This is a genomic window from Selenobaculum gibii (genome assembly GCF_030273445.1).
GTDB classification, from domain to species: Bacteria; Bacillota; Negativicutes; order ICN-92133; family ICN-92133; genus Selenobaculum; species Selenobaculum gibii.
In genome coordinates, this window is record NZ_CP120678.1 from 1,846,898 (window position 1) to 1,869,595 (window position 22,698).

At 35.6% G+C, this 22,698-nt stretch carries 23 protein-coding genes, 2 tRNA genes and 1 riboswitch; of the genes, 2 read left to right on the forward strand and 23 right to left on the reverse strand.

The annotated features are described in order from the left end of the window. Nucleotides 1-40: 40 nt before the first annotated feature. The 22 genes from speE to P3F81_RS08900 form a co-directional block, all read right to left on the reverse strand. Nucleotides 41-874 (reverse strand): polyamine aminopropyltransferase, encoded by an 834-nt coding sequence (gene speE / locus P3F81_RS08795; protein ID WP_147670514.1) that lies wholly within the window; start codon nucleotides 872-874, stop codon nucleotides 41-43. A gap of 181 nt (nucleotides 875-1,055) precedes the next feature. Continuing rightward, a tRNA-Arg gene (locus P3F81_RS08800) sits at nucleotides 1,056-1,130 on the reverse strand. Between the two features lie 165 nt (nucleotides 1,131-1,295). Continuing rightward, nucleotides 1,296-3,485: a sensor domain-containing diguanylate cyclase gene (locus P3F81_RS08805; RefSeq protein ID WP_147670512.1), complete on the reverse strand. Its 2,190-nt coding sequence runs from the start codon at nucleotides 3,483-3,485 to the stop codon at nucleotides 1,296-1,298. Nucleotides 3,486-3,759: 274 nt separating this feature from the next. Next, a tRNA-Leu gene (locus P3F81_RS08810) sits at nucleotides 3,760-3,843 on the reverse strand. A gap of 22 nt (nucleotides 3,844-3,865) precedes the next feature. Further along, nucleotides 3,866-4,132 carry a hypothetical protein gene (locus P3F81_RS08815; RefSeq protein WP_147670510.1) on the reverse strand — a complete coding sequence of 89 codons (267 nt, stop codon included), beginning with the start codon at nucleotides 4,130-4,132 and terminating at the stop codon, nucleotides 3,866-3,868. 43 nt (nucleotides 4,133-4,175) lie between these two features. Further along, on the reverse strand, nucleotides 4,176-5,018 hold the full coding sequence (locus P3F81_RS08820) for a metal ABC transporter permease (protein WP_147670507.1): 843 nt from the start codon (nucleotides 5,016-5,018) through the stop codon (nucleotides 4,176-4,178). Between the two features lies 1 nt (nucleotide 5,019). Beyond that, on the reverse strand, nucleotides 5,020-5,808 hold the full coding sequence (locus tag P3F81_RS08825) for a metal ABC transporter ATP-binding protein (protein ID WP_309320332.1): 789 nt from the start codon (nucleotides 5,806-5,808) through the stop codon (nucleotides 5,020-5,022). A 16-nt stretch (nucleotides 5,809-5,824) separates the two neighbouring features. Continuing rightward, complete coding sequence (locus tag P3F81_RS08830; RefSeq protein WP_147670505.1) at nucleotides 5,825-6,250, reverse strand: Fur family transcriptional regulator; 426 nt, start codon at nucleotides 6,248-6,250, stop codon at nucleotides 5,825-5,827. A gap of 82 nt (nucleotides 6,251-6,332) precedes the next feature. Then, the gene (locus P3F81_RS08835) at nucleotides 6,333-6,503 is read right to left on the reverse strand and encodes a hypothetical protein (protein WP_309320333.1); all 171 of its coding nucleotides are present in this window, start codon (nucleotides 6,501-6,503) and stop codon (nucleotides 6,333-6,335) included. A 13-nt stretch (nucleotides 6,504-6,516) separates the two neighbouring features. Further along, nucleotides 6,517-7,809 carry a C40 family peptidase gene (locus P3F81_RS08840; protein ID WP_309320335.1) on the reverse strand — a complete coding sequence of 431 codons (1,293 nt, stop codon included), beginning with the start codon at nucleotides 7,807-7,809 and terminating at the stop codon, nucleotides 6,517-6,519. Between the two features lie 187 nt (nucleotides 7,810-7,996). Continuing rightward, nucleotides 7,997-8,755 (reverse strand): succinate dehydrogenase iron-sulfur subunit, encoded by a 759-nt coding sequence (sdhB, locus tag P3F81_RS08845; RefSeq protein ID WP_147670500.1) that lies wholly within the window; start codon nucleotides 8,753-8,755, stop codon nucleotides 7,997-7,999. 2 nt (nucleotides 8,756-8,757) lie between these two features. Beyond that, on the reverse strand, nucleotides 8,758-10,470 hold the full coding sequence (gene sdhA / locus P3F81_RS08850) for a succinate dehydrogenase flavoprotein subunit (RefSeq protein WP_309320792.1): 1,713 nt from the start codon (nucleotides 10,468-10,470) through the stop codon (nucleotides 8,758-8,760). A 101-nt stretch (nucleotides 10,471-10,571) separates the two neighbouring features. Then, nucleotides 10,572-11,192 carry a succinate dehydrogenase/fumarate reductase transmembrane subunit gene (locus P3F81_RS08855; protein WP_147670496.1) on the reverse strand — a complete coding sequence of 207 codons (621 nt, stop codon included), beginning with the start codon at nucleotides 11,190-11,192 and terminating at the stop codon, nucleotides 10,572-10,574. Nucleotides 11,193-11,234: 42 nt separating this feature from the next. Then, nucleotides 11,235-11,792 carry a Fe-S-containing hydro-lyase gene (locus P3F81_RS08860; RefSeq protein ID WP_147670494.1) on the reverse strand — a complete coding sequence of 186 codons (558 nt, stop codon included), beginning with the start codon at nucleotides 11,790-11,792 and terminating at the stop codon, nucleotides 11,235-11,237. A 14-nt stretch (nucleotides 11,793-11,806) separates the two neighbouring features. Further along, complete coding sequence (locus P3F81_RS08865; protein WP_434064771.1) at nucleotides 11,807-12,604, reverse strand: fumarate hydratase; 798 nt, start codon at nucleotides 12,602-12,604, stop codon at nucleotides 11,807-11,809. A gap of 252 nt (nucleotides 12,605-12,856) precedes the next feature. Then, entirely contained in the window at nucleotides 12,857-13,336 is a 480-nt protein-coding gene (locus tag P3F81_RS08870) for a metallophosphoesterase (protein ID WP_147670490.1), read from the reverse strand. Then, on the reverse strand, nucleotides 13,333-13,929 hold the full coding sequence (locus tag P3F81_RS08875; RefSeq protein ID WP_147670489.1) for an XTP/dITP diphosphatase: 597 nt from the start codon (nucleotides 13,927-13,929) through the stop codon (nucleotides 13,333-13,335). The genes P3F81_RS08870 and P3F81_RS08875 overlap by 4 nt, the downstream gene beginning before the upstream one ends. Further along, nucleotides 13,926-14,669: a ribonuclease PH gene (rph, locus tag P3F81_RS08880; protein ID WP_147670487.1), complete on the reverse strand. Its 744-nt coding sequence runs from the start codon at nucleotides 14,667-14,669 to the stop codon at nucleotides 13,926-13,928. The genes P3F81_RS08875 and rph overlap by 4 nt, the downstream gene beginning before the upstream one ends. Before the next feature lie 202 nt (nucleotides 14,670-14,871). Further along, nucleotides 14,872-15,522: a coenzyme F420-0:L-glutamate ligase gene (locus P3F81_RS08885; protein ID WP_147670485.1), complete on the reverse strand. Its 651-nt coding sequence runs from the start codon at nucleotides 15,520-15,522 to the stop codon at nucleotides 14,872-14,874. 86 nt (nucleotides 15,523-15,608) lie between these two features. After that, nucleotides 15,609-16,142, reverse strand: a complete 534-nt coding sequence (locus tag P3F81_RS08890; protein ID WP_147670482.1) for a hypothetical protein — start codon at nucleotides 16,140-16,142, stop codon at nucleotides 15,609-15,611. A gap of 77 nt (nucleotides 16,143-16,219) precedes the next feature. Next, nucleotides 16,220-17,029, reverse strand: coding sequence for a glutamate racemase (gene murI, locus P3F81_RS08895; RefSeq protein WP_147670480.1), 810 nt, complete (start codon nucleotides 17,027-17,029; stop codon nucleotides 16,220-16,222). 59 nt (nucleotides 17,030-17,088) lie between these two features. Beyond that, a complete protein-coding gene (locus P3F81_RS08900) occupies nucleotides 17,089-17,493 on the reverse strand; it encodes an acyl-CoA thioesterase (RefSeq protein ID WP_147670479.1) in 405 nt (134 codons plus the stop codon). A gap of 388 nt (nucleotides 17,494-17,881) precedes the next feature. After that, a riboswitch (M-box (ykoK) riboswitch) is annotated at nucleotides 17,882-18,043 on the forward strand. Nucleotides 18,044-18,337: 294 nt separating this feature from the next. On the opposite strand from P3F81_RS08900, the gene P3F81_RS08905 reads away from it, so the two are divergent. Both P3F81_RS08905 and P3F81_RS08910 read left to right on the forward strand, forming a co-directional pair. Next, the gene (locus P3F81_RS08905; protein ID WP_309320337.1) at nucleotides 18,338-19,969 is read left to right on the forward strand and encodes an ABC transporter permease; all 1,632 of its coding nucleotides are present in this window, start codon (nucleotides 18,338-18,340) and stop codon (nucleotides 19,967-19,969) included. A 14-nt stretch (nucleotides 19,970-19,983) separates the two neighbouring features. Then, nucleotides 19,984-21,279, forward strand: coding sequence for an ABC transporter ATP-binding protein (locus tag P3F81_RS08910; protein WP_147670475.1), 1,296 nt, complete (start codon nucleotides 19,984-19,986; stop codon nucleotides 21,277-21,279). Between the two features lie 179 nt (nucleotides 21,280-21,458). Here P3F81_RS08910 and P3F81_RS08915 read toward each other — a convergent pair whose 3' ends face one another. Further along, entirely contained in the window at nucleotides 21,459-22,409 is a 951-nt protein-coding gene (locus tag P3F81_RS08915) for a porin family protein (protein WP_147670473.1), read from the reverse strand. Between the last annotated feature and the right edge of the window lie 289 nt (nucleotides 22,410-22,698).

Sequence of the window (22,698 nt, forward strand, 5' to 3'; positions counted from 1 at the left end):
GCTGTCTTAAATTTTTATCTTAAGACAGCCGTTTTTATCCTTATTTAATTAACTCTTGTACAAATTGAGGCAATGCGAAACATGCTTTTTGTATTGCTGCTGTGTGATAACGGGTTTCTAATTTTTGACGATTCGTTAAATCTGTATCCATTGGTTTATGCTTTTTAGAACCAATAGTAAAACAATGCATTCCACCTGGATAAATAGGAATATATGCTAAATACATATCATGAATCGGGAAAATGCCTTTTACATCTTTCGTAATTTTTTTAATTAATTCTTGATGATAAAAAGGCGATTCTGTCTGCTGGACAAATAAACCATCCTCTTTGAGTGCTTTATGTACATTCTTATAAAATTCTTTTGTGAATAGCCCTTCCCCTGGGCCAATTGGATCAGAACAGTCTACAATAATTACATCATACGCATTTTCTGCAGCCGCCATATGAGCAATTCCATCACCAATTTTCAACTCTAGCTTAGGATGGTTTTCACGCATTGCCACGCTGATTTCCGGCAAATACTTCTTAGCAGCTTCAACTACCATACCGTCAATTTCCACCATTTCAACTTTTTCTACACTATCGTGGCGTACAACTTCACGTACAGCTCCGCCATCACCACCGCCAATGACCAAAACGCGTTTAGGATTAGGATGCATGTAAAGCGGAACATGCGCAATCATCTCATGATAAACAAATTCTTCTGCAATACTCGTTTGAAAAACTCCATCTAAAACAAGCATTCTGCCAAATTGATATGAATCTACTACTGCAACATCCTGAAACTCAGATTTTCCAGTAAAAAGGGTTTCTTTTACCCTTGTTGTTAAACCAAGATATTCAGTTTGATTTTCTGTGCACCATAACTGCATAACGATTACCTCCAATAGACAAAAATTCTCTGATAATAGAATTACTTTATCTTAAAAAAACAAATTAGTCAAATCTAGTTTCTTTAAGAATAATAAATGAGAATAAATCCATACCATTAAAAAGTTAATAATAACAAAAAGCTCCATGATATAAAATACCATGGAGCCAATAAAAATCAACTGGTGCGCCTGGTAGGAATCGAACCTACGCACCTGCCTCCGGAGGGCAGCGCTCTATCCACTGAGCTACAGGCGCAAATCATAACGAATAATATTATACCATATATAAAGCAGTAAGTCGAGTAAAATTAATTTACTTTACAAACCAAATGCTTTCTGTAGTAGTTTTATCTTCTACTGAAACCAACCGCCCATTAGCCATCGGATAAAAATTTTTTAATAAGTTTTTATATTATCCCTATCATACTCTATGCATTTTCTTTTTATTCAAGATTTTGTTTCTACTTTTATGTTGATACATTCTTGCATCTAAAATTTGCATAATTTCATCGAAAGTCAGTTCATTTCTATAGGTATATTCTAAAACGCCAAAAGCAAAAGATCGTCGGTAACCATCTTTTGCTGTTTTATTTAAAGAATTCAAATTTTTATTAATGCGCTCTAATAAAGTTATAACTTTTTTCTCTCTAAGGTTAGAAAAAACAATAATAAATTCATCTCCACCGTATCTACAAATAATATCCTGTGGCTGAGCTTTTTCCTTTAAGAGACCAACAACTGTGCGTAAATATTCATCGCCTTCTTCATGCCCATAATAATCATTTGCAATTTTTAAATTATCTAAATCAATAAAAGCAAAGGTTAATATCGCCTCTTGACTTATAGGGTTGTTTAATAATTGATGAATAATCTCGTAACCTGATCTTCTTGTATATACATCCGTCAACTCATCTTTTGTATATCTCGACATAGATTCTTCCATAATCTGCACTTTCTCTTCTAACCGCTTTCGTTGAGAAGATAATTTATCTAATGCCATTTGCATATAAGAAATCAGCGTTCCGATCTCGCCATAACTCACTTTTTTCCCTTCATCTGAAGCTTTACCGAACGTATCAAGAATTACTTTTCGATTATCTTGATACTGTTTTTCCAATACTTTATCATAATTAAAATCCGTGATTAATGAAGAAAAAATCATATCAATATTCATTTGATTTTTATTCGGTTCGCCCTTTTCACCGTTTTTAGCTCGACGATATTCATTTAAAATTTCAAGGACTTTCTTTTCTAAATCATTAACAATCTGCATTTGCTTCAAGCGTCTTAATAGAAAGTACCCTTTAAATTCCGCGTAATAAATAGGGAAATAATCATAATATTTATCTTCATATGAAGCATTTTTATCCACTCTAAAAAAGAAAACCGACGTTAAAGTATCATTTAACGGAATCCCCATAAACTCACCAAAGCATGAAAATCCTCCAATTGTAATATCTTTAAAAAGATTCATTTTATGAAGTTCTTCACTATTGACTACTCGCCTAGTAATACAATCATTCAATATTCCGGCAAAAGGTTTTGGTTTGTTCTTCATAAAAGCATCCCAATCGCATTGTAATGTCTCTAAAAAAGATGCCCGATGAATAACTAAAAGTTTTTCTCCAATGCCAATATCACAATAAAAATAAACTCTATTTTGTGTCTCGTCAATTTTTAAAATTGTTCGCGCAAAAATCTCTCCATTGACATCTATTGCAAAACTGTAATTATAAATAATCTTTTCTAACTCTTCTACTGTTTTACAAGAAAATTTGAACTTTAGCGCATCAATAAAATCTACAAAGCGTCCCTGCTCATCCAAAACTTTTGAAACATATCTCAGTGAAGGATTTGCATCCGCAATAATAAAGGAATTCCCAGTGCGACAAAATCCCTGACTTTTAAACACACCAAATTTATATCCCGAGTTTATTTTTAGCAGGCAAACCATTAGATGATTTTCTATTACTCGTTCCCCATTATACAAGTACGCACTTCCCAAGGCTTCATCATTTCCCGATGATCCTCCAACGAAAATACAAGGAAACTTTTGACTATCGTATACAGCTTGCATAACAAACGTTTCACATTTTGCCATTCCATCTATATAGGCAAGTGCAACCGTATCTTGCGCATTAATTGCCATACTAACATTCTGATTTTTTAACTTTTCTACAATAATGTCAGTTCTTTCTTTAGGCGTCATTATGCTCTCATTTTTTAATAAGTCATCATTCGGTAAATCTATAGTGAAAATTTGGCAATCGTTAATCATTCTATTTGAAAATGCCTGCAAAACTATTTTCTTTCTGCCAATTTGATTTGGCGGATAAATAGAATTTTTCCCTTCAAAATGGCAGAGTTCTCCCGCTGTAGAAATCATCATAAATTTTGTATTAACTGGTAAACATGCCTTTATAAACGCCCCTACTTTTGACATGTTACAAGCAGAGGATATAAATGCAATAAGCAATGCTACACCATCTGCTAAATTACATACATTAGCAACAGATTTTTGATTCAACTCAGACTGGTCAAGATATTCTACTCTTACATCATCTAAAGTTTGTCTTTCTAAACTTGTCTCATCAAATTGATTTTTCAGCATAGAACTCTACTCTCTTTCGTATCTCAGCCTTTTGTCCTACTACCATTTTATTTTCTATTTTACTATAAAATCTTACAAAAATCAGCATATTTTCATTTAAAGTAAATATTTTTTACATATTATAAAAAAATTAGATAAATTATTTCTTTATTTTAGTTTTTCTTCAATTATTTCTACTATAAATCTCAATACATTTTCTAGGCAAATAAAAAAGCTCGGAATACTCCGAGCTAGAATTGATTATTATTTAAAGCTAATTATTTAATTTAATAAATGGTGCGGGAGAAGGGACTTGAACCCCCACGCCAAAGGCGCCAGATCCTAAGTCTGGTGCGTCTGCCAATTCCGCCACTCCCGCATCAGTTAGCTTTTATATATTATCATTGATTAATCCTCTTGTCAATATTTTTATTATTTTTTAATAAATTTTCAATCAATACATCCATTTTTTCCTCTAAACCATCAATTCGAGATTTTATATCATTTATTTCATTCTGTAGCATAACTCCCTCTCGAGCTACTTTTTCTTCTGCTTCTTTATCCACTCTTCTTTGGTCATAATATACCATAACAGCTATAATCGCACTGAGTAAATCTACATAGACAAAAATTTCCTCCAAATCATTTAACGATTCTTCATCGAACACAACGTCACCCCATATAAAAGCCAATCTTCATCTAAGATTTTTATCATTTCACAGCGTAAGGTTTCATCACTAAAGTAACAAAAAATAGTATTGAAGAAATTAAGACAATGGTTGCCCCTGTAGCTGTATTAAAATAATATGAAGCAACAAGTCCAAAGATACCTGATAGCAAAGCAAATGTAATAGATATGCAGTGGTAACTCTGAACGCTATTCGTAATATTTCTAGCAGCCGCTGCAGGCAGGACAAGCATCGAATTAATAATCAATAAGCCTACCCATTGAATGCTAATTGCAACGACTATTGCTAACATAGCCGCAAAAATCATTTCAATAGCCATAGTATGAATACCTCTGCTTGATGCAAGCGATGTATTAATACTGATTAAAAGCAATTTATTAAATATAATCATCCAAACAATGAGTACTGCAATAAAAACGAAAAAAAGGACAACTAAGTCACTATCTGAAATACTCAATAAATCTCCAATCAAATAGGAAGAAAATTTATTAAAACTTCCTCCATATGACATAAGCATAAGCCCAATAGCAATCGCTGTTGAAGAAAAAACACCAATAATCGTATCCGTCGATGCACTGCTCTTTCCCTTAATATAAGTAATAATCCCTGCAAAAAGAACGGAGAAAAGAACAATTGATAAAAGTGGCTCTATACTTCCAAGGAGTGCACCTATCGCAACGCCAGTAAATGCACCATGCCCTAATGAGTCAGAAAAAAAAGCCATCCGATTGCTGACAACCATCGTTCCTAATAAGCCAAATAGGGGAGTAATCAAAATTATTGCTAGAAAAGCATTTTTCATAAAAGTATAAGACAGCCATTCAAAAGGCAAAGCCATATCGATAACTTGATAAATGAACTCCATTTTATTCCCCCCGTTCTCCATGATTTACTAACATCCCAAAAATCTTATGTGTCCGTGCATCCCTAAATACCTCTTTAGGTACTCCATTGCAAACTACTGTCTTATCTAATAACACGACTCTATCTGCATGTTTTGCTACTAAATTAAAATCATGAGAAATTAAAATAATTGCTAAATCATGACTTTTTCTCAACTCCGAAACAATTTCATAAAATATTTCTAATCCATTTTGGTCTACACCCGATACAGGCTCATCTAATAAGAGTAAGTCAGGCAGTGGGTTAAGTGCCAAAGCTAATAACACCCGTTGCAATTCTCCTCCAGAAAGTGCGCCTAATCGCCTATCTATTAAATGTTCTGCTTTTACCTTTTTCAATGTATGTAATACACTTTCCCGTTCTTTCGCTTTACTTTGAAACCAAGCTGGTCGATTGCTTAATGACACTCTAAACAAGTCCAATACACTCGTAGGGGTACTTAAATCGAAATTCAAATATTGTGGAACATAGCCAATCACTGGATTTCCGGTATGTTTTCCTTTAGCATCAAAATAATAGAGATTCCCTTGATGATCAATCTCACCTAAAATAGCTTTTAGTAAAGTACTTTTACCTGCACCATTCGGTCCAATTAAAGCGGTTAACTCCCCGCAATGAATATGAATATTCACATCATGAAAAACATCATTTTTCCCAAACGTAACAGAAAAACCATCTATTTTCGTACAGCATAATTTATTGCACTTATCGTCCGCTTTTCCTGTATGATGATGAAAAAACTTTCTTAACACCTTAAATCCTCCTAAATTACTCTTTAAACTCTTTACAATTTTTACAGTAACCATACACTTCAAAGATATGCCTTTTTACTGCAAATCCTTTTTTCTCCGCTTCTTCAAAATATCTATCATTGACAGGGCAATTTTCCATGCATTCCATCTCACCACATTTTAAACAAACCAAATGATGATGATGACCTGAGATCATCAATTCAAAAACATTTCCCTCTCTATTATTTGTATGAATCTCATGTACCAACCCTAACTGAACAAATATATCCAAATTGCGATATACTGTGTCTAGGCTAACATCTGGATTAGATTGCTTTACAAAGTCTAGAATCTGCTGCACAGTTAGAAATTTATCACATTTTAATAATGCTAAAATAACCGCACGCCTTTGTGGTGTAATTTTATAACCATTTTCTCTAAGTACCTTTATTATTTTTTCCATTTCATCAACTTCCTAAATAGTAAAATTCTTATTTAGTTTATCACAAATTTATTTTATTGCAAACAAAATTCCGGTAGTAATATTATTTACTACCGGAATTTTTCTGTATAATTCGGTTTAAATCTCGAATCTGATGCAATAAATGTTCATATTCCAAATCGTTGCTGACGTGAATAATCTGCTTGCGCAACATTTCTACTTGATTCTTTAATTTAGATATTGTTACTTCATTTAAGCCTTTCTTCTCTGTCATTTGAAAACCCCATTTAAAATTGATATGTTATTGTACCTGTTAGTGCATCTAAAAAAGAAATTCCACTATATCTTTTTAAAGACAAGTCACTAACTACAACTTTCATTACTCTAACTTTTTCTTTTATGCCATTTTGATGGAGTGTATGGCTTCCTAATGAATGAATAATATAAGGTGTATCATTTGTCATACCTAGATAAAGCATTACGTGCCCGTCAAAAAAAATTACATCACCAGCATTTAGTTGCTTTAAAGTATCCATTCTCTCTTCACTTGACATAGAGGACATCGGGATATACTTTCCTGCTGTCAATTCCTGTTCATCTGCATTACGTGGCAAATCAATGCCAAAAGAACGATAAATATCAGCAATAAAACTTGAACAATCCACACTATTTTTTAACCCACCCCATCCGTATGGTTCTTGCAGAAACTTAAAGGATTGTTGAATAATGTTATTTTTCGTATAGGGTAAGTTTCCTTCTATTAACTCAATGGTTTTCGCTATGTTTTGAGAAATCTCTATTAAATTCCCGTCTGCATTACGTGTCGGTAAAATTACTTGATAAAAACTTTCAGCACTTTCTGCTAATTTTATCTTACTCCCCATTTGATAAATTACAGCTTCATTTGCCCCTTGCAGTGCTATCTTATCTGTTAAGACAGTAAGAAAACGATTTGGCTGTACATAGGTGAGCCACATTTCGCGATTCGCTAATGCAATATCCTTTTTTAATACCCAGCCATAGTAATTGCGCATTTGAACAAAATAAAATTCTTTGGACTTGCTTTCATGTAAAATAACGACTGGTTCAGATGGATCAACTGCAGTTTCTTGCAAGTAATCAAACTCTTTATCTTCGGCTGATTCAAATATCCCTTCCACTGTCGGTAACGTCCGTAAATTACTTCTTCTTACAACAACGCCATACTGAACTTTATTATCTTCAAAAATCTCAGTCAAATTTCTTTCACTTAGTAATCTTTCTTTTTCTGCCTTAGACATAAGGTGCGATCCGATAAAAACAGATTCATCTAACACCTCTGTTTCTAACATTTTTTTCAATTGAGTTCCTGAAATTAATGTTGGATATTTGCTTAAATCATATACGCTGTTACTTCTATCTATTATTTCTTGATTAAATCTTGCTACTTCTTCATCATTTAGTATAAGTTCATCGCCATCTTTCTCTATTCCTTGCCAAAACTCTGCTGTATTTAGACGTGGATAATTTGTTATTCCAGAAGCAAAACATGCTTCTGTCATAACCCCCATAAAAACGAATACAAGAAAAATGTATAGCATAAAGCTCCCCCTCATTACGGTTAATAAGCTTTTTTTATTTAAAGTATATGTAAAGAGTTGAAAAAATTTGTTCATACTTTTGTTTCTTCCTTAAAATTTTATTCTAAACTCTATTACTTTAACACTTAAAAAGAAAATTGTAAATAAAAAGCCCTGCGCTTTAGCGCAGGGCTTTAACAAACATTTCTTATTTATTAAATAAGTTTTTTAACGCTTGCTTATTTGTATCTCTGTTTAATTGTGCCAGATATTCAGTAAGTTTGATATCTTTTGGACATGCTTGTACACAGTTTTGGCTGTTACCACAGCTACTAATGCCACCTTTGTCCATTAAAGCATTCAAGCGTTCTTCTTTAGAATACGCTCCAATTGGATGTAAGTTGAATAAATGCGCTTGAACTGTAGGTGCAGGACCAATGAAATCAGAACCTGCATTTACGTTAGGACAAGCTTCCATACAACAACCGCAAGTCATGCAACGAGAAATTTCGTATGCAGTTTCAGCAGTTTTAGGGTTTTGACGCGGAGCGTCATTATGAACTTCCCAAGTACCGTCAACTTTCACCCATGCTTGTACACGTTTTAAGCTTTCAAACATTACAGAGCGGTCAATCGCAAGGTCGCGGATTACAGGGAAAGTACGAGCTGGTGCTAAACGAATTGGTTGTTCCAAATGATCAATCAAAGCTGCACAAGCTTGGCGAGCTTTGCCATTGATAACCATCATGCAGGCACCGCATACTTTTTCCAGACAGTTACATTCCCAAACAACAGCAGTTGTTTTTTTACCATCTTTTGTTACAGGGTTCTTTTGAATTTCCATAAGAGCCGCAACTACGTTAAGAGCTGGACGATAGTCAACTTCAAATTCTTCTGTGTAAGGAGCACTTGTAGGGCTATCTTGTCTTTCAATAATAAAATGTACTTTTTTCTTAGTTTCTGCCATGATTATTTAGCCTCCTTCTTAGCAACAGCATAGTTACGAGGACGAGGTTTTACTAAAGAATGATCAAAATCTTCATAACTGATTACAGGTTCTTCAGTAGCTGGATCATAAGCAGCAACAGTAATCTTCATGAAACGCTCGTCATCACGTTGAGGGAATTCGCGTTTGAAGTGAGCACCGCGACTTTCATCACGCAAACGTGCAGCTTTTGTTACAACTAAAGCATAAAGAATCATATTGCGAAGTTGTCTTACAAACATAGCTTCTTGGTTTGCCCAGTTTCCTTTATCCGTTAAACCAATATTTTCCCAACGTTTAAGAATCTTTTTCACTTCTGCAAAACAGTAGTCAAGATCTTTATTTACACGTTCAATTGTTACATATTTGTTCATCAAATCGCCAAGTTCATGGTGAAGTTGATGCGCATTTTCAGAGCCATCCATTTTCAAGATCGCTTGATATTCGTCAAGACATTCTTTTTCTGCTTGTGCTAATTCAGCATCTGTAAGTTCAGACCCTTTTTCGCCTTCTTTAGCCCAACGCATAGCTTCTGGACCAGAAACTGTTCCCGAATATGCAGCGGAAAGAAGAGAGTTAGCACCAAGACGGTTTGCACCATGATATTGGTAATCACACTCACCTGATGCCATAAGTCCAGGAATATTTGTGTTATGTTTTCTGTCAACCCAAATACCGCCCATAGAATAATGAACTGAAGGATAAATTTGCATTGGAACTTTACGAGGATCATCACCAACAAATTCTGTATAAATTTCAATGATACCGCCCAATTTATGTTCCAAATAATCAGCTGGAATATGAGAGAGATCAAGATATACTCTGTTTTCGCCGTTAATACCAAGTTTTTGATTCATGCAAACATCATAAATTGCACGAGATGCTACGTCACGAGGTACAAGGTTACCATATGCAGGGTACATTTCTTCAAGGAAGTACCAAGGTTTACCATCTTTATATACCCAAACACGTCCACCTTCACCACGACAAGCTTCGGACATTAAACGATTTTTATCTGTACCAGGAATAGCAGTTGGATGAATTTGAATAAATTCAGGATTACCGATATGTGCACCTTGTTGATATACTGCGGATACTGCTGAACCGTTACAGATTGTAGAAGCAGTACATCTACCAAATACCATACCAGGACCGCCAGTAGCTAAGATAACTGTATCAGCACGGAAAGCTCTGATTTCCATAGAATTCATGCTTTGTGCTACGATACCACGGCAAACGCCTTCTTTATTTTTAATGATTTTAATGAATTCCCAGAATTCATATTTTTTAACTGTGCCTTTTACTTCCCATGCACGCACTTGTTCGTCTAGTGCATAAAGAAGTTGTTGACCTGTTGTGGAACCAGAGAAACAAGTACGTTTATTTTTCTGACCACCAAAGTTACGAAGGTCAAGTAAACCTTCATCTGTACGAGTGAATGTTACGCCCATACGGTCAAACATTTTAATTAATTTTGGCGCTGCTTCACACATACCTTTTACTGCCGTTTGGTCAGCTAGGAAGTCGCCACCATATACAGTATCATCAAAATGTTCATATGTGCTATCATTTTCACCTTTCGTATCCATACATGCGTTAATACCGCCTTGTGCGCAAAGGGAATGAGAGCGTTTTACTGGGCAATAGGAGAATAATTCTACTTCGCCGCCAGCTTCACAAATCTTTAAGGTAGCCATCAAACCAGATAAACCGCCACCTACAACTATAATTTTACTTTTCACGCAGGTTCTCTCCTTAATCTAGATTATATAGAATCGTCATCTCTATATCGATGTTATTAAGCAATAAAACGAGTAAGTGATACTACACCTAATACGGATAAAATCACGCATAAAGCCCATGCACATTTATTAACTACAGATTGAATGCGAGGACCTTTTGCGATACCCCAAGTGATAGTAAATGTGAATAAACCATTTGTGAAATGGAATACCGCTGCAACTACACCAATCGCATATAATACAAATATGATAGGATTGCTTAAATGTGCGCTCACAAGTGCAAAATCAATTGGTACGCCTGAACCTTTCATTGCAAAACGTAAATAGCCAACATGACCAATTAAAAATAATAAAGTATACCAAGCAGTCAATCTTTGTAAATAGAATTGCCAGTTACGAGTATACCCATATCCTCCAATTGCATTGTTTCTAGCTTGTAATGCAATATATGCACCATAAAGACCATGGAATAATAGCGGAATCGCGATAAAACAAACTTCCATAAAAATTAAAAGTTCATGAGGAATTGCTGCAAGTTTTGCTACAGCATCGTCAAAGCTTTTTGCCCCACCCATTACTGTCGAAACTGTAATCAAGTGTTCCAATAGGAAAACACCGACAGGTACTACACCTAATAATGAATGCAGACGACGTACATAAAAATCATTGTTACCCATGTTAAACCTCCTATATTTTTTGCGACCCTCACGAGTCAAATATTATAACTTACGATAAGGTGCTTGACCCTGTTCGTAGAAGTTATTACCTTCTGAATCAATTACTACGATAGCCGGAAAATCTTCAACTGTTAAAGCAGCAACTGCTTCTGGACCAAGTTCTGGATAAGCAAGCACTTCATATTTTTTAACCGATTTTGCAATAAGTGCTGCTGCGCCACCAACAGCGGCAAAATAAGTAACACCATGTTTTTTCATTGCTTCTACGACTTCTGGGCTACGGGAGCCTTTACCAATCATCCCTTTAATACCTTGATCAAGCATTGTAGGTGTATAAGCATCCATACGACCAGCTGTAGTAGGACCAGCAGAACCAATTGGATCACCAGGTTTTGCAGGTGTTGGTCCTAAATAGTAAACGATTTGATTTGTCCAGTCCACTGGCAATTTTTCACCACGCGCTAATGCTTCTGTCATCGCTTTATGAGCAGCATCACGTGCACTGAAAATCGTTCCGCTGATAAGTACACTATCACCAGCTTTTAAGCTGCGAGAGACTTCTTCTGTTAACGGCGTTGTAATACGAATTTTTTCACTCATTTTACATTCCCCTCCTATAACACAACTTCAGCATGACGCATTGCATGACAGCAGATCGTTACACAAACAGGTAAACCGGCAATATGCGTAGGATACCATTCAATGTTAACTGCAAGAGCTGTTGTCGTACCGCCAAGTTGAGGCCCGATACCAGTTTTGTTAATCATTTCTAAGAGTTCATTTTCTAATTTTGCATATTCAGGATGTGCATTACGAACATTAATGGAGCGAACAAGTGCTTCTTTAGAAAGAAGAGCTGCTCTATCCATAGTACCACCAATACCTACACCAACAACCATTGGTGGGCAAGGGTTAGGACCAGCATGTTTGATAATATCAAGGACAGCTTTTTTCACGCCTTCTACACCATCAGCAGGAACAAGCATTTTCAATCCGCTCTTGTTTTCACTGCCAAAACCTTTTGGTGCAAGTTTAATTTTTAATTTGTCACCTGGTACGATGGAAGTATAAATAACCGCAGGTGTATTATTTGTTGTATTCTTACGATCAAATAACGGTTCCGCCACAACAGATTTACGTAAGTAACCACTTATGTAACCATCAGCTACACCAGCATTTACTGCTTCAACCAAATCACCACCAACTAAATGAACATCTTGTCCAACTTCTAAGAAGATGATAGCCATACCCGTATCCTGACAAATTGGTCTATCTTCAGCCTTTGCAATTTCAGCATTTTTAATGATTTGATCTAAAACGTCTCTACCTACTGGAGATTCTTCAGTCCTACGACCTTCTACCAAAGCTGCATAAACATCATCCGGTAAATAATAAGCTGCTTCTTTACACATTTTTGAAACAACTTCAGTAACTTGTTTCACATCAATTTCGCGCAATTCAGACCCTCCCAATAATAAATTTTTTATATACTCAACAGCAACATGATAGCACATTTACTATGCCATTTCAACAATTTTTCAAAAGACTTTTAAACATATAATTGCCTTCCAAGCTAGATTATTCGTGCCTTTATGAGCTGTATAAGCCAAAGAACCCCAAACAATAAACTTTCATTATAATATAATAAATATATTTTACGATAATTATACCAATTCTATGATTTCAGGTTTAATATTTCCCCAATCATCAATTTCAATAATGGCAAATGTCGGATTTTTAAATCTAGGACGCGATACACTTCCAGGGTTTAAAATTAATAATTCATCCTCCCAATGCATCTCTGGAATATGTGAATGTCCGTAAATGGCAATATCAACCTCATATGTTTTAGCCATCCATTCTAATTCGCGAGTACTGGATTTAACCCCATACCGATGCCCATGACAAATCCATATTTCTTTCCCTGCACATTGAACAAACTCTTCTTCTGGACACTTTATTCCAATCCCATCACAGTTTCCTGCTACAGAAACAATTTTTGTTATATGATTTTTGCGAATAAAGTTAACATCATGATAATAATCCCCTGCATGTAACCAAACATCGACGTTACCTGCACTTTGGACAGCTTTTTTTACCGCATCTTCATCACCATGGCTATCACTCATTACACCTATTCTCATCTTAAGTACCCTGCTAATTTTTCAGCCATTTTTTTTAAAGCCTTGCCGCGATGACTAATTTTATTTTTTTCTTCCATTGATAATTGTGCCATAGATTTATTTAATTCAGGTAGATAAAACAAAGGATCGTACCCAAATCCACCATCACCAGAAGGCGCAAAAGCAATTTCTCCCTCGCAACTTCCATCGCAAGTAATTACAGTACCATCCGTATCTAAAAATGTTAACGCACAACGAAATCTTGCTTGCCGTTTATTTTTTGAAATATTCTCTAATGAAACTAATAATTTTTGGTTATTTTCCGCGTCAGTAGCATGTTCTCCCGCAAATCTAGCCGAATACACTCCTGGAGCATAATTTAAAGCATCTACTTCTAGCCCAGAATCATCGGCTAAACAAGCTTTCCCCGTATGCAAAGCATAATAACTTGCCTTAATGAGAGAGTTTTTTTCAAAAGTATCTCCATCTTCAATTGGCTCATCAACCTCAGGAAATTCAGCCAATGAAATTACTTTTACCGATAAGGTAGCAAAATACTTTTCAATTTCTGCAATTTTTCCTTTGTTTTTGCTCGCAATTACAATTTCTTTCACGGTTCGCGCCCTACTTTCCAAACCAATTGTCCAAGTACATCCTTTTGGTAATCAATGAGCTCTTGTATCCCCTTTTCGGCTTTTTCAAGCATAGCATTCATTTCTATCCGAGAAAAAGGGCGCTCTTCCCCAGTTCCTTGAACTTCAACAAAATTACCTTCTCCTGTCATAATCACATTCATATCTACAGCAGCATTTGAATCTTCTTCGTAACATAAGTCAAGGATAGATGTGCCGTCTTTTAATAAGCCAACACTAATTGCCGCAACAAAGTCTTTTACCGGAAATGGTTTCTCCGGATGATAAATTGTAGCTACAGCATCCACCAATGCCACAAACGCTCCTGTAATCGAAGCAGTTCTTGTCCCACCATCCGCTTGAATAACGTCACAGTCAATCATAATGGTTCGTTCACCTAATGCTTTTAAATCAATTACACTGCGAAGTGACCGACCAATTAATCTTTGAATTTCATGTGTCCTTCCCGACACCTTTCCACGCATTGATTCACGTGCATTACGTGTTTGCGTAGAACTTGGAAGCAAAGAATATTCTGCCGTAATCCAACCTTCTCCACTTCCTTTTAAAAATGAAGGAACTCTTTCTTCAATTGTCGCGGCACAAATTACCTTTGTATTTCCAAACTCAATTAAAACCGAGCCTGCTGGGTATTTTAAATAGTTCCTAGTTATTTTTACTTTTCTCATTTCATCGACTTGTCGTCCATCTACTCTAATCACAATTTCACCTACTATCAATTTGTTAACGTCATTTAAGCGAATTTTATACAAATCCTCTACTATTTTTAGCTACCTCTTATTTTATAACTACTTTGTGAAAACAGCAACTTAGTTAATCAATTTTTTCTTAAAATCTATCAAAACACAAGGAAAGAGGATAGATTATAGTCTATCCTCTTTCGCCGTGGTTTCATACTCTGCACTAGCCATTATATTTTGTAAAATTTTTTATAATTACAATCGGTGTTTTTTGTGACGCATTTCCAAACGGATTATCAATAAGTAAATGTGCAACTACTGCGCCATCTGTACCTTCGGTTACGCCGACGATACGAGAACGTTTCAAATCGTTAACATCAGCAATAACTACACCGTGACAACCTAACCGCTCTTTTATTTCATTCACTACATTTTGTGGATTTGCTGGTCCATACACAATATGTTTATCAAACGGAGGCATCGTACCTGTAACATCATCAATTAAAGCTGTTTGTTCACCACCCAATTGATAAAAAACGCCACGTTTACCAACTGCCATTGCAAGCATGCCAACAATAAAAGCAAAAAAGACACGCCACATACCTTCTACGTTCATTAACGCCTGCATTCCATAAGGGCTTGCTAAACTCCCATCCTGATGAATAAATCTGCATAAAACCCGTGCCAAAAAACAAGGCTGTATTTCTTCTGGTCTAACAATTCTTCCTTGTGTAATCGCCACTACACTCTCAGCCACAGATACTACATCATTCGGACCTATTTTATCTTTCACGTATTTATCCATTACATCTAATATATTATCTTTATCTGTTAAAATCCGTGTTGGTACCGGTATAATTTCTACATTCGCCATCTTTACATCTCCCTATTTATATAAAAACACTTCGAAGGAAGTCTAGACCTGCTTATCTCCCCAGCATAAACTTTCATTCACTGAAATTATGCCAAAGTAATTCCCACAGCTTGAGCTACCTCACTCGCTTTTAACTCAATTCTAGATTTCTCAATATGCCAATCCTTACGTGTTACCATTTGGTAGACAATATCAATTGGCATGTCCACCATATTAACTAAAGTATCTTTAATTGACTCATCTTTACGCGCAATAAGTTCTACTTCAACGATTAAGATAGCTTTGCTTCGTTGATAAATAATAAACGATTCAAAATAGTCATCCTCACGCAATGCATCCTTACGCTGAATCCGCGAATCCACTTCAACACCATCAAAATATTCATAAGGCATTAGATGACGGCTATAACAATCCATAATTGTGCCACATTGTTTACCTTCATTTGCAATTTCAACTTCACATTGCAGAGTAATACTCTTTTGAGACTGAGCGACTAATTTAAATTCGCTGCGCTCAGTATTTTTCACTACGAATTGAGCATTCCCCTTATTTTCAATATACAACCATGTCGCTAAAACAACGATGACTGCTATCCCTACTAAACCATATAAAACTACCAAAACTTACGCCCCCAATTATACTAATCTATACAATATTAGTATTATATCAAAAATTTGGTCAAATCTACATAAAAACATCAATAATCTGCTAAATTTATTAAATTAAATTTAGCTTTGTCAGTATTTAATATTAAATGGGTCATTTGCTTAGCTTTTTCGATATCAGCCGAAAAACACATTGTCAAATCTCCCATACTCTCATTCGCTGTTAATAGCTGTTCGCTTTGCAAGAGATTCATTGCATCCATCGCCGTAGATTTCGCCGGGTTGATTAAATGAATCTGACTTCCAACATATTTTTGCAAAATATCACAGATCAAAGGATAATGTGTACAGCCTAAAATTAATGAATCAATTCCACTCCCTCTAAATTCATTCATATACTCAGAAGTAACCTGTTCAAGCTCATTTCCTCTTATTTTTCCTCCTTCAATTAATGGAACAAAACTCGGACAAGCCATCGCATAAATTTCTACCTCAGCATCAATTTTTTCAGCCGCTCTGCTATGCATTTGATTCATGATTGTCCCTTGGGTAGCAATTACGCCAATTTTTTTTGTTGGACTTACTTCAATAGCGTCTTTAACAGCACTATTCATTGGCACAAGCAAAAATTGGTACATTGATGCAGCCTCTGAAAATCCACAAGCTGTCATCGTATTACAGGCAAATACCACCATCTTCACTTTTTGTTTTGCAAAAAATCGCAAAGTCTGATGCATAAAACATTTTACTTCCTCTGTCGCTCGGGATCCATACGGAACTCTTGCTGTATCTCCTACATAAATAATATCTTCATGTGGTAATAAAGCACGCACTTCCTTTACCACCGTTAAGCCACCGATTCCCGAATCAAATATACCGATTGGTGCATTCTTATTAATCATTGCACCCCCTCCTTAGCCCATGGATTACTTCAATATAAAAATAAAACACAGAATAAATCTTACAATTCTGCTATTTTCTTTAATTTTTCTACATACTCAGCCTCTAAACGAATAATTTTCCCTTCCATGTTTGTAAATAGATTTTGTGTTTTCCCCTCGGCTAACAAAGTATGATCTGCTTCACGAAACACTTGATAGGTAAAAGCCATTTTCACAGGAGTTAAAGCCGTCGGCGTCACTTCAATCACAATCCAATCATCAAATTTAGCAGAAGCCTTATACTTACATGAAACCTCCGTAATCGGAAAAACAATTCCCTTTGCCATTAATTCATTCAATGTAATTCCAGCTTTACGCAAAAATTCAACCCGTCCCATTTCAAACCAACGAAAATAATTTGCGTGATGAACCACAGCCATAGCATCCGTTTCATAAAAGTTAACTTTTGTTCTTACACTAAACATAATATCCTCCGCTCTAGTATTGTGATATTCAAAACAGCAAGATAAATGGAGACTTAACCATTTGGATAAAACACAATATTGTTTTACTCTTTGCAATAGTACATAAACTACAGAGTAAATCAAAAAATTCATATTGTCAATATAAATAAGTCTTGTTTAAGAACTAGATTTAAATTCTAAATTACATCCTATCTTAAATCATTAAAACTACAACCTAAGAGTAACCATTCTATCCTATAAAAATATACTATAAGAGAACGTATACTCACATTAGAATTAAACTCCTTTTTTTATACTTAATATCTATAAATTCATCGAAAAAATTAAAAATACCATGTTAACATTATTTGGATTCAGCCTTATATTTAATATAGTATTTAACTAAATAGTGCTTCCTCGTTAGGTGAGGCTCCTATATAAACATAGGCCACTGCCCGGAAATGTCGAGAGACGCCAATGGGTAGAACAGATATTATCAACATAAGGTTTTACTTAAAATGGCAGAGTTTTAACTTTACTCTACGCTAAACTCAAACGAGTGGTGAGGTCATTTACTGCTGTTTTGTTATGCATTTTTCTCGACTTTAGAGACCTTCCTGTTAGGAAGTTTTTTTTATTTGTAAAGGAAATGAGTATAGAGTGAGTGCAAATAGTTCTGATCCTAAAAGTCTTGTACCAGATGTGCTGACCAGCTATTTACACACAAACACAATTAAATTAGGAAGTGATTTATATGTCTGTATTTAGTAGTCACATACCCACCCGTCGGTTTTGTTTCGCCGACATACTGGTTATCGGATTTGTATTTGCAATCTTGTATTCCCTCCTACATCTGGGAGTAGGAATGACCGTTCCATTTTCAACAGAAGTCCAAATGGAAATTTCCACTGATCCTTCTGATTTACCTTATTATGCTGGACGGTCACTTCTTAGAATGTTTTTAGCTTATGGTGCATCTCTAATTTTCACTTTGATTTACGGTAGTATTGCCGCTAAAACTCGTATAGCGCAAAAGGTTCTCATTCCACTATTGGATATTTTACAATCTGTGCCGGTACTTGGATTTCTGTCTATTACTATTACCATGTTTATGGGACTATTTCCCGGTAGCTTGCTAGGTGTTGAACTTGCTTCCATCTTTGCTATTTTTACCGGACAGTGTTGGAATATGACTTTTAGTTTTTATCATTCGCTGATTACAATTCCTAAAGAACTTCATGAAGCGGCGGCAGTACTTCGCTTGAATTGGTGGCAACGATTTATTCACTTGGAAGTACCTTTTTCCATGATTGGCTTAGTATGGAACAGCATGATGTCCTTTGGCGGCGGTTGGTTTTTTCTGGCGGCTAGTGAGGCTATTACCGTTCTCAATGAAAGTATCCGGTTGCCTGGTGTTGGATCTTTCATGGCTACTGCCGTAGAAGAAGGCAATATGAAAGCACTCGTTTATGCTATTTTAACGATGGTTATTATGATTGTGCTGATTGACCAACTTTTTTGGCGTCCACTTGTAGTATGGTCGCAAAAATTTAAAATGGAACGAACAGAAGCTCTTGAAGTTCCAACCTCATTTGTATACGACATTTGTAAACAATCGATATTTTTAGTATGGTTACAAAAATATGCATTAATTCCTCTGTGGAAAATATTTTATAATATATTTAATTTTATCGCCCATGTTACTAATCGAACATCAGCTAAAATTCAAAGTATCACTTCCTGTTCTTATTTATCTTTCACTATAAAATGGACCTTGTTTTCTATAACGCTGTACTACACAGCACAACAAGCTTATGAAGGCTATCATATGATGGCCTCTATGGGATTTGAAAAGCTGGTAAATATTATCCAAGCTGGGTTCTACACTCTTGGGCGAGTAATGGCGTCCAGCCTAATCGGGCTACTATGGACAGTGCCTGTTGGAGTTTGGATCGGAACCAGTCCTAAGTTAAGTAAAATTTGTCAACCCATTGTGCAAGTAGCGGCTTCTTTTCCGGCAAATATGATCTATCCTTTCCTTGCTATATTCTATATAAAATACGCTGTTAACTTTGAATTTGGTGCCATTCCCCTAATGATGCTTGGTACTCAATGGTATATTTTATTTAATGTAATCGCCGGCGCTATGGCAATTCCTAACGACTTAAAAGAGGTTGCTACAGTCTTTAATCTTTCCAAATGGCAAAGATGGCGTAAACTGATTTTGCCATCCATCTTTCCCTACCTCATTACCGGTTGTCTCACTGCTTCTGGTGGCGCCTGGAATGCTAGTATTGTATCCGAACTGGTAATTTGGAAATCTAATCAACTCAGCGCTACAGGTCTAGGAAGCTTCATTAACCAAGTTACAGCTACGGGCGATTGGCCAGGGATTATTAGCGGTATTACCGTCATGTGTGCTTTTGTCGTCCTGATTAACCACTTGTTTTGGCGCAAACTTTATCAACTAGCTGAAACTAAATACCATTTGAATTAAAGGGGAAAAGCATTATGAGTAAACATGCTCTGATAGAATTAAAAAATGTCCAGAAAAAATGGGATATGGGTGGTAATGCTACTATTCCAGTTTTGACTAACATAAACCTCACCATTCGCGCTGGGGAGTTTCTTGCAATATTGGGCCCATCCGGCTCAGGAAAATCTACTCTTCTCCGCATTATCGCTGGGCTAACGCCAGTCAGTTCTGGGGAAATAATTTATTTAGGGAAGGAATATCACGGTGTAAACCCTGGTGCTGCTATGGTATTTCAGTCCTTCGCTCTATTCCCTTGGTTAACAGTATTAGAGAATGTAACGCTTGGTTTGGAATCTAAGCCCATTGCTGATGATGAAAAGAAAGAAAAAGCATTGCACATTATCGATGTAATTGGCCTTGATGGTTTTGAAAATGCATACCCCAAGGAGTTATCAGGTGGTATGCAGCAACGTGTTGGACTTGGGCGCGCTTTAGTAAGTGACCCCGATGTACTCCTGATGGATGAACCTTTTTCTGCCTTGGATGTATTAACAGCAGAGAATCTCCGGCGAGATTTATTAAAACTTTGGCGAGATAAAAAGATTCCCACCAAGACGATCATCATGGTAACCCATGGCATTGAAGAAGCTGTCTATATGGCTGACCGTATAATCGTAGTATCTGGTAACCCGGCACGCATTAATTACGATATGCAAGTTACTTTACCTCATTGTCGAGATAAAAAGGACCCATTGTTTACCAATTTCGTTGATAAACTATATTCTCTTATGATGAAGAAAGAACATATTGAGACGCATAGAGTCATTACTGTGAAAAACCGCGAAATAGCCATGATTCCTCAGGTATCAGCAGGTGCACTTACTGGTTTTTTGGAGTTTCTAAAGGATCTGAACAAAAAAACCGACTTATATAAATTAGCTGATCGTTTTATGATGGACAGTGAAGACTTTTTTCCTATTGTCGAAGGTACTACACTTCTCAAGTTTACTAAAGTCACAGACGGAGATATTGAACTTACACCGGAAGGTATTCTTTTCGCTCAAGCTTCCGTACTAGAGCGGAAGAAATTATTCCGCTCTCAACTTATACAACATGTACCTTTTATTAATAAAATTATAGCCATACTACAATCAAAATCTAATAAACGCATGAGCATTGAATTTTTTGAAGATATTTTGACCAATTCATTTTCCCCAACAGAAGTCCAAAAGCACATGAATATTCTAATCACTTGGGGACGCTACGCCGAATTGTTTGCATACGATGAAAAAAGCAAACAACTGTATCTAGAGGATACTACAAATTCCTAAATTACTATAACCTACTTATAATTAAAACCCCCAGCTGAGCTGGGGGTTTTATCATGCCTGTTCGGCGTCATTAATTTTATTCATTATTTAACTAAACAATTAACGACGGTCAAGAGAATAAATAACAAAAAACTTTATTATACTTTTAATAAAAAATCTAACATTAAAATAAAACTATATTAAAAAGCATAATTCAAGGTGGCTTCAAATGATTTATTTTTCATATCTTCACTTATCGTCTTTTGATCTTTATAAACTAAATTTACATTCGCATTATCATTCAATTTATGTGTAAGACTATAATGTATGCCGCGATTATCAAAGTCAAAATCACTTTGTTGCCCCATAGAAGCAAATTCCTCTACTCTAAATCCAGTAATAGAAATATCATTTTTGTCATCAAATTCGTAATTCAGTGCGATTGCATACGCTTTATTATCTGAATCACTATTGGATTTTGCGAACTCAGCAGTTAAGCTGCTCTTACCATATGTATAAGTTACATCTGCTGCCCAATGATTTGTACTAGCATCCCCTTGATAGCGTCCCAAAGTAACTCCATAACTAAAATCTTCGCTAGGGCTATAACCCGCTCTCATTGCATAAATTTTATTTTTAGATTCATTATCAGAATTATCTTCACGAGCAATTACCCCAGATAATTCAAAACTCTCATTTTCCTGCGCAAAAGAAATTCCATCTACAAAAGCCTTTTTCCCAATATTAGAATCCGGACGACTATATAATAAAGCAGTCTTGCCGATCGTTATATCCTGACGTCCAATCTTTAATGCTAATTCATCAGATTGATAATTAAATCCAAATTGATCTAACGTAGCAACTGTTTTTTTATTTTCTCCATATACTTCAGGAGAAATATTATAATCTGCTAATAGTGGATTCGTTGTCGTCTGAGCACCCAATCGTCCATATAACGACCAATTTGACCCCAGCTCAATTTCTCCCATGAGCTTTATGCTAGTAATCGTTCCAGAGATTGTATCTTCTCCTTCAGCAGTATCTCTTTGGTATTTTATACTTGCATCTCCTGTTACTTCAAGAGGTGCAGCGTACACCGGTATAGTTGTCATAATAACCCCTGCAACCATCATTGACATTATCTTTTTCATAAAATCATCCCCTACTACAATTTTTATTTAATCTAATAAATTCATTCCATACATTTACCATTACTGTAATATTTCGATTGTAACTGCACTAATTTTAACTCTGTCATTTTCTCTTTTATTCACCTAAAATCAAGAGAAAGTAAATTAATAATGTTTCTTTCCTCCTTACTCTTTTTATAAAATTAGAATTTAAATAGATTTAAAACTATATTTGATTTTGATATTGATAATTATTCTCATATTATAGTAAAAGAAATATCTTTTTTTGTCAAGAGAATATATAAGACCT